We start from the raw sequence: 8903 nt of genomic DNA on the forward strand, positions 1-8903 counted from the left end.
AATATTCAGTTAATAGACTTTATCAAAGTGCTAAATAGTGCTATTATTGTCATGTAAGCGGTTTAACTATTTTGTGGAGGGTACATTATGGCAAAGGATAACAAGGATGTTACGGAAGCTCCTGTAAACTTTGGTGCAAATCTAGGACTTATGCTTGATTTATATGATGATTATTTACAAGATCCTACTTCTGTACCAGATGATTTACAAGTTCTTTTTAGTACAATTAAAAATGGTGAAGCAAATATTCAGGCACAGCCTACCACTGAAGGAAGTGGGTCATCAGCAAGTGATGACACCATTAAACGCATTATGCGCTTAATCGATAATATACGTCAATACGGCCATCTGATGGCAGCTATTTATCCTGTAAATACTCCTGAAAGAACAAATGTTCCTAAACTGACAATGAAGGATTTTAATTTAGACAAAGAAACTTTAGAGAACATTTCTTCAAGTATTGTCTCAGATCATTTCAGTGATATTTATGATAATGCATATGAAGCAATCGAACGCATGGAGAAGCGTTATAAGGGATCGATTGCATTCGAATATAACCATATCAACAACAATAAAGAACGTACATGGTTAAAACGTCGTATTGAAACACCTTACCGAGCTACTATTAATAATGATGAGAAAAAACAATTATTTGATACTTTAGCTCATGTTGAAGGTTTTGAAAAATATTTACACAAAAACTTTGTTGGAGCTAAACGTTTCTCTATTGAAGGTGTAGATTCATTAGTATTAATGCTTCAGCAAACATTAAAACGAGCTGCAGAAGTCGAAATTCAGAATATTCAAATTGGTATGGCACATAGAGGTCGCTTAAACGTATTAACTCATGTACTTGAGAAACCTTATGAAATGATGATTTCTGAGTTTATGCACACAGACCCTATGAAATTCTTACCAGAAGATGGAAGTTTAGAACTAACTGCTGGTTGGACTGGCGATGTTAAATATCATTTAGGTGGTGTTAAAACTACATCTTCATATGGTATTGAACAACGTATTTCATTAGCAAATAACCCAAGTCATCTAGAAGTCGTGGCGCCAGTAGTGATTGGTAGAACGCGCGCTTCTCAAGATAATACTCAACATCAGGGCGGTCCTACTACTGATTTCCATAAGGCTATGCCAATAATTATTCATGGAGACGCAGCATACCCTGGACAAGGTATCAATTTTGAAACGATGAATTTAAGTAATCTTGATGGTTATTCTACTGGTGGCGCATTACATATCATTACGAATAACCGAATCGGATTTACTACAGAACCTATCGACGGTCGTTCAACGACTTATTCTACAGATGTCGCTAAAGGTTATGATGTTCCAATATTACATGTTAATGCGGATGATGTTGAAGCAACAATAGAAGCCATTGACATTGCTATGGAATTTAGAAAAGAGTTCCATAAAGATTTTGTAATTGATTTGGTAGGATATCGTCGTTACGGGCATAACGAAATGGATGAGCCATCAATCACTAATCCTGTTCAATATCAAAGTATTCGTAAACATGATTCAGTTGAAATTATCTACGGTAAAAAATTAGTAGATGAAGGTGTTATAACTCAAGAACAAATGGATGAAATAATGGATAATGTGCAAAAAGAAATGCGCGCTGCTCAAGACAAGATCGATAAAACTGATAAAATGGATAACCCAGATATGGAAAAACCTGAATCACTTGAGCTTCCTTTACAAAGTGATGACACAGATTTCTCATTCGAGCATTTAAAAGAAATTAATGATGCGATGTTGACATATCCAGAAGATTTCCATGTTTTGAAAAAGCTTAATAAAGTCCTTGAAAAACGCAGAGAGCCATTTGAAAAAGATGATGGTTTAGTTGACTGGGCTCAAGCAGAACAACTTGCATTTGCAACAATTGTGCAAGACGGCATATCAGTACGTTTAACTGGTCAAGATAGCGAAAGAGGGACATTCAGTCACAGACATGCTGTACTACATGATGAAGAAAATGGAGAGACATTCACTCCTTTACATCATGTGCCAGATCAGAAAGCAACATTTGAAGTTCATAATAGTCCATTGTCAGAAGCAGCTGTCGTTGGCTTTGAATATGGTTACAATGTCGAAAATAAAAACAGTATGAATATTTGGGAAGCACAATACGGTGATTTCTCAAATATGGCTCAAATGATCTTCGATAACTTTATGTCCTCTGCACGTGCTAAATGGGGAGAACGCAGTGGTTTAACTCTATTTTTACCTCATGCATTTGAAGGCCAAGGGGCGGAACATTCATCAGCTCGTCTTGAAAGATTTTTACAACTTGCAGCTGAAAATAATAGTACAGTAGTTAACTTATCAAGTTCTAGTAACTTTTTCCATTTATTAAGAGCTCAAGCTAAAAGTTTAAATACAGAGGCTATGAGACCATTAATTGTTATGTCACCTAAAAGTTTATTAAGAAACAAAACAGTAGCTCAACCAATTGACCAATTTACATCAGGTGGTTTTAAGCCAATCATTGTTGATGAAGCTAATAAAGATAAAGTTACAAAAGTCATTTTAGCTTCAGGTAAAATGTTAGTTGATTTAAAAGAACATTTATCTAAAAATCCTGATGATTCAATTTTATTAGTAGCTGTCGAAAGATTATATCCATTCCCTGAAGAGGAAATTAAGGAAGTGTTAAATGAACTGCCAAATCTTGAAACAGTTTCATGGGTTCAAGAAGAGCCTAAAAACCAAGGTGCATGGTTATTTGTTTATCCATACTTAAAATCTCTTGTAGGCGATCAATATAATTTAAGTTATCACGGTAGAATTCAACGTGCTGCGCCAGCTGAAGGTGATGGAGAAATTCATAAGCTTGTTCAAAATAAAATTATTGAAAGTAGTATGAAAAATAACTAGGGGGAAATACTATGCCAGAGGTAAAAGTTCCAGAATTAGCAGAATCTATAACGGAAGGTACGATTGCAGAATGGTTAAAGAATGTTGGAGATAGCGTTGAAAAAGGAGAAGCCATTCTTGAATTAGAAACTGATAAAGTAAATGTTGAAGTTGTATCTGAAGAAGAAGGTGTTTTACAAGAACAACTCGCTTCTGAAGGAGATACAGTTGAAGTAGGTCAAGTTATTGCTACTGTTGGGGAAGGCAGTGGTAATAACACGGCAGACAATCAAGATGATAAGAAAGCTGAAGATACTACTGAAGATAAAGATAATGTGCCAACTGAATCTAAAGAAGAATCTACAGATACATCAGAAAAAGCAGCTGACGAATCAACTCAAGAAACATCATCTAATCAACGTGTTAATGCGACACCTTCTGCACGTCGTCACGCCCGTGAAAATGGAGTCGATTTGAGTTCAGTTACTGGAAAAGGTAATGATATTTTACGTAAAGATGATGTAGATAATAACCAAAAAGCTAGCCAAACACAATCTTCTAATAAAACGTCTGAGTCAAGCAAAAAAGAAGAAACTAAAAAATCATCTAGTGCTCCTAATAAACCAGTCATCCGCGAAAAAATGTCACGTAGAAAGAAAACTGCTGCTAAGAAATTATTAGAAGTATCTAATAATACTGCAATGTTAACAACATTTAACGAAGTTGATATGACAAATGTTATGGAGTTACGTAAACGTAAAAAAGAACAATTTATTAAAGACCATGATGGGACTAAATTAGGTTTCATGTCATTCTTTACAAAAGCAGCCGTAGCAGCATTGAAGAAATATCCTGAAGTTAATGCTGAAATTGACGGAGACGATATGATTACTAAACAATACTATGATATTGGTATTGCCGTATCAACTGACGATGGTTTATTAGTACCTTTCGTCAGAGATTGCGATAAGAAAAATTTTGCTGAACTTGAAAATGCAATTGCAGATTTAGCTGTAAAAGCACGTGATAAAAAACTTGGCTTAGACGACATGGTTAATGGTTCATTTACTATCACTAATGGTGGCGTATTTGGATCAATGATGAGTACACCAATTATTAATGGTAATCAAGCAGCAATACTAGGTATGCATTCAATCATTACGCGTCCAATTGCGATTGATAAAGATACGATTGAAAATAGACCGATGATGTATATCGCTTTAAGTTATGATCACAGAATTATCGATGGTAAAGAAGCAGTTGGTTTCCTAAAAACAATTAAAGAATTAATTGAAAGCCCTGAAGACTTACTACTCGAAAGCTAATTCATAATTATTATATAACTAAAACTGCATATGCTATTTAAAAACCAATTGAGATGTTAAAATCCCAATTGGTTTTTTATATTTCTCATTCTTTCATAAAAGTCTATATACTAGTTTAAAGTATGGTTTAAATTTAAGAATTTTTTAGGATAATAGAAAGAGCTCATATTTATCTATACTATGATAAAAGGAGAAAAAAACATGGTTATAAATATTAGAGCCACTTAGTTTAATTATCACTATAAGCAGACAAGTGAGTTAATCATTCATTTAATCAAAGTTAAATAGTTTATAATATAATTATAGCTTTTTTATCGCAAGGTATTGATCATAGTTTATTTAGTATTGGTAAAAGCTAAATATAAGAGATTAAGCCATTTAGCAAATAAACCAATCAAACAGTAAATGACGAACTATAAATTTCATTCTCACTTTCGAAATATATTAAAAATAAATAAACAATACAACTCCCCTCACTATTAAAATATGGGTAGGGGAGTTGTATTATACTATTAACCTACATGGAATTATAAATACGAATTAACGAATTTTAAATTGAATTTAACTATTTATAGTTCGTTTATATCTTTTGGAATTATCATACCTCTTATCCAACACCTCATCATATAAATCGTATTTAAAATACGTTATAATATATTGGAAAAGATAAATATTAGGAGTGTCAGTAAATGAGCGGACTTAGAAGTATTACGATAGGCACAAGCAATCTTTCTAAAACTAAAGAATTATTTAAAGATATTTTAGGATTAAATGTTGCATCTAAGAATCAGGCTTTACGTTTTGGAGATGCTGATTTAAATCCAGGTACTAGACTTCATTTTGTAGAGGTTACTAATCCTGAATATGAAAACCAACACATTTCAAGCGTCGGCTTAAGAACACCAACTGATTCTGGTTTGGATGAATATCAGTCTATTTTAAAAGAACATAATATTGATTTTAACCCGATAACTGAATTAAATGGAAATAAACATTTTGATTTTAAAGATGCGAATCATCAAATCTTTGATATTTATTCTAATGAACATAATACCGGAGTTGGTTTGGGGACACCAACCTTTGATAGTTCAGTCAATCCGCTCCATCAGTTACAAGGACTTGGCCCTGTAATTATTAAGGTTAATGAGTTGCCGGTCACTGCTTCAATTTTCAAAAATGTTTTTAATTTAACTCATTATGCAGAATATGAGTCAACTGAATTCTCTGGTCAAATTATTCAAGTCTTTCAAATTGGCGAAGGTGGTCTGGGCGGAGAGATTCATCTATATCAACCTGACGAACCGCTTGAACTAAAAGAAGAAGGCGTAGTTGAGCAAATTGAATTTAGCGCAAACTCTTTAGAAGATTTTAATAAAGCACAACAAGAATTGGACGACATTGGCATTCCTTACCAGTCATTGGATCAAGGAGATGCTAAATCTTTAAGGATTACTGAAAATAGCGGTATCTCATTTATTTATACTTTAGACATCAAATGATTATCAGCATTGAGCTGTATTTGAATAAATTAATACTTTAAAAATAACGGAGGAATTTAATATGGCAATGTTACATGAAACATGGAAGGAACGTACACCAATTAAAAAGGTAGAAGTAGTAAATACTGATGCTAAAAAATTCACTGTTTCTAATATGTTAACTATCGGTCAACGATATGACGTAATTAATGAAACAGAGGAATACTATCAAATAATTGATAATTCAGGTCAAGTTGGCGGATACTTCAAAGATTATTTTAAGGAAGTATAATTAGTTTAGTCACTGTAGCTATATTTATAATCTATGCTCAGAGGATAGGAGTTTATCATATATTTTATGATTCAAACGTTCTTAAGCATTTCCACTCCACCTCATGGGCTATTTTTCATGTTAAAAAGGAGAGAATAAATCTAAAATGATACAAAATCAATATATTAATTCAGATGAATCAGTATTTAATGATGCTAAAGCATTATTTAGTTTAAATAAAAATATTTTGTTAAAAGGACCGACTGGCTCAGGTAAAACTAAATTAGCTGAAACACTAGGACAAGAAGTTAATACACCTATGCATCAAGTTAACTGCTCTGTAGATTTAGATGCTGAAAGTTTATTAGGATTTAAGACGATTAAAACTAATGAAGAAGGTCAACAGGAGATAGTGTTTATTGATGGTCCAGTAATTAAAGCTATGCGTGAAGGGCATATTTTATACATTGATGAAATTAACATGGCTAAGCCAGAAACATTGCCTATTTTAAATGGAGTACTCGACTATCGACGTCAATTAACCAATCCATTTACTGGAGAAGTCATCAAAGCTGCTCCTGGCTTTAATGTTATTGCCGCAATTAATGAAGGATATGTTGGCACATTGCCTATGAATGAGGCACTGAAAAACCGTTTTGTAGTGATTCAAGTAGACTACATCGACGGTGATATTCTTAAAAATGTCATTAAACAACAAAGTAGATTACAAGATGATAAAATCATTCAACAAATTATCAAATTTAATGAAGATTTACGTACAATGTCTAAACAAGGTCAAATTTCAGAAGAAGCAGCAAGTATACGTGCGTTAATCGACTTAAGCGATTTAATTACTGTGATGCCAATCGAGCGAGCAATTCAACGTACAATTATTGATAAATTAGAAGATGAACGTGAACAACAAGCAATTAAAAATGCTATCGAATTAAACTTTTAAAGAGGGGCTATTATGAGTGATCGTTTTATAAAATTTAATGATGAGCAATTAGACGCCAAACAAGTCATGATGCTACAAGACTTAGCTCGCTTGCTACTTAAAAACGAACAAACACAAGTTAAAATACAAAAATTCCCTTATTATGATCCTATTAATAATACACTTATTACTAGTTGGTTCTGGTCTCATCGTCCAAAAGAGATTGAAAGTGCCGGATTAAAAACAGATGTTATGCTAGCAGCTTATGGTTATAAAATGATGGATGAGTCAATCGTTAATAAGGTCTTACATGAGGAAGAATTTACTCACCCAAAGTTATATCATCAAATATTTCGTTTACTAGAAGATATGCGTGTATTTAACCATATTAAAAGTGAACGTCCAAGTACCGCTAAATTAATCGATTTACGCTTACAAACACGTTTATCATATACGGAATCTCAAATAAAGTTTTACAAAACTAAAACAGTATATACTGATTTACTATTCTTATATTTGGAACGTGCATTTTTGAGCCAAAACTTCTTTGATATCCCGACGATACATCCACAATTAGACGATATCTTAAATCACATGTTTCAATATTTGCCTAACTTTTTCCAAAATGAAACATCAGAAGATAATATGTATCTCGCTCAACGAATCATGTTTCAAATTGACGATATGTTAACCAAGGATATGCTTAATGAATATTATCATCTTCCACGTAGAGTCTACGAGGCCATTCACGAGTTAACATTTGAGGATATTAAGCGTACGGATGCAAGTAACGTCGATGGACAAGATAATACAAATGAAGAATCCGAAGCTGAAACAGCTGAGGCTGAAACTAATGCTCAAGATAGCAAGTCTGAAGGTGGCGCTTATCTTGAAATGGAATTACATGAAGGCGAAAATAGTGACGTTATTGGTGATAATGACACTGCCCGTGAAGGTGATTCTACAGATGATATGACTGATATGATGACTAAAAAAGGACGCGGATCCGAGAGTACATTAGATAATGAAGAGGGCGGCGCAGTAGGTCAAAATGCTGCATTTGCACTTAAAGGGATTAATAATAATGTTGAAATAGAATGGAAAGTACCTGATATTGAACCAGAATACTTCAGTGATTATCAAAAAGCTAAAAACGATGTTCAATTTGAAACCAAGGATTTAATCCAAATTATTAAAAAAACTATCGATCGTGAACATGTAGATGAGCGACACAATTTAACCAAAGGCCGTTTACAACGTGATTTAACTAATTGGTTTATAGATGACCAATATAAGTTATTTTATAAAAAACAAGACTTAAGTAAAACGTTTGACGCCACTTTCACATTGCTAATTGACGCATCGGCGAGTATGTTTGACAAAATGGAAGAAACAATTAAAGGTGTAGTGCTCTTCCACGAAACTTTAAAATCACTCAATGTAAAACATGAGATTTTAGCTTTTAATGAAGATGCATTTGAAGCCGATGACAATAAACAACCAAATATTATCGATGAAATCATCGGTTATGACTATTCTACTATGGAGAAAAATGGGCCACGTATTATGTCATTAAGCCCTCAAGACGATAACCGTGATGGTGTTGCTATAAGGGTAGCAAGTGAGCGTTTATTAAGAAGAAGTCACAATCAACGCTTCTTAATTGTATTCTCTGATGGAGAGCCATCTGCTTATAATTATGCGCAAGATGGAATCTTAGATACTTATGAGGCTGTGGAAATGGCTCGTAAATACGGTATCGAAGTCTTTAATGTCTTTTTAAGCCAAGACGCAATTACTGAAGACATTGAACAAACCATCCACAATATTTATGGCCAATACGCTATATTTGTAGAAGGTGTAGAGAATCTACCAAGTCATTTATCTCCATTATTGAAAAAATTATTGTTAAAATCATTTTGATTTTGTATAAGATATATTTTATATATATTTCATATTTTAAATTTTCTGAAATTACATAGACTTGTAAATCCTTTTTGTGCTAGAATGTTAAATAT

The 8903-nt window shown here is 33.1% G+C and carries 6 protein-coding genes; all 6 read left to right on the top strand.

What is annotated here, in order from left to right; all coding sequences use genetic code 11:
* Positions 1-87: 87 nt before the first annotated feature.
* Entirely contained in the window at positions 88-2895 is a 2808-nt protein-coding gene (locus CD147_RS02490; RefSeq protein ID WP_103165871.1) for a 2-oxoglutarate dehydrogenase E1 component, read from the top strand.
* Positions 2896-2906: 11 nt separating this feature from the next.
* Positions 2907-4199: a 2-oxoglutarate dehydrogenase complex dihydrolipoyllysine-residue succinyltransferase gene (gene odhB / locus CD147_RS02495; protein WP_103165872.1), complete on the top strand. Its 1293-nt coding sequence runs from the start codon at positions 2907-2909 to the stop codon at positions 4197-4199.
* A 689-nt stretch (positions 4200-4888) separates the two neighbouring features.
* Positions 4889-5698 (top strand): VOC family protein, encoded by an 810-nt coding sequence (locus CD147_RS02500; protein WP_103165873.1) that lies wholly within the window; start codon positions 4889-4891, stop codon positions 5696-5698.
* Between the two features lie 67 nt (positions 5699-5765).
* Positions 5766-5969, top strand: coding sequence for a DUF6501 family protein (locus CD147_RS02505; protein WP_103165876.1), 204 nt, complete (start codon positions 5766-5768; stop codon positions 5967-5969).
* Positions 5970-6114: 145 nt separating this feature from the next.
* Positions 6115-6906 carry an ATP-binding protein gene (locus tag CD147_RS02510; protein WP_103165874.1) on the top strand — a complete coding sequence of 264 codons (792 nt, stop codon included), beginning with the start codon at positions 6115-6117 and terminating at the stop codon, positions 6904-6906.
* 12 nt (positions 6907-6918) lie between these two features.
* Positions 6919-8808, top strand: coding sequence for a vWA domain-containing protein (locus tag CD147_RS02515; RefSeq protein ID WP_103165875.1), 1890 nt, complete (start codon positions 6919-6921; stop codon positions 8806-8808).
* Positions 8809-8903 lie beyond the last annotated feature (95 nt).

It is taken from the genome of Staphylococcus devriesei (assembly GCF_002902625.1).
Lineage (GTDB): Bacteria > Bacillota > Bacilli > Staphylococcales > Staphylococcaceae > Staphylococcus > Staphylococcus devriesei.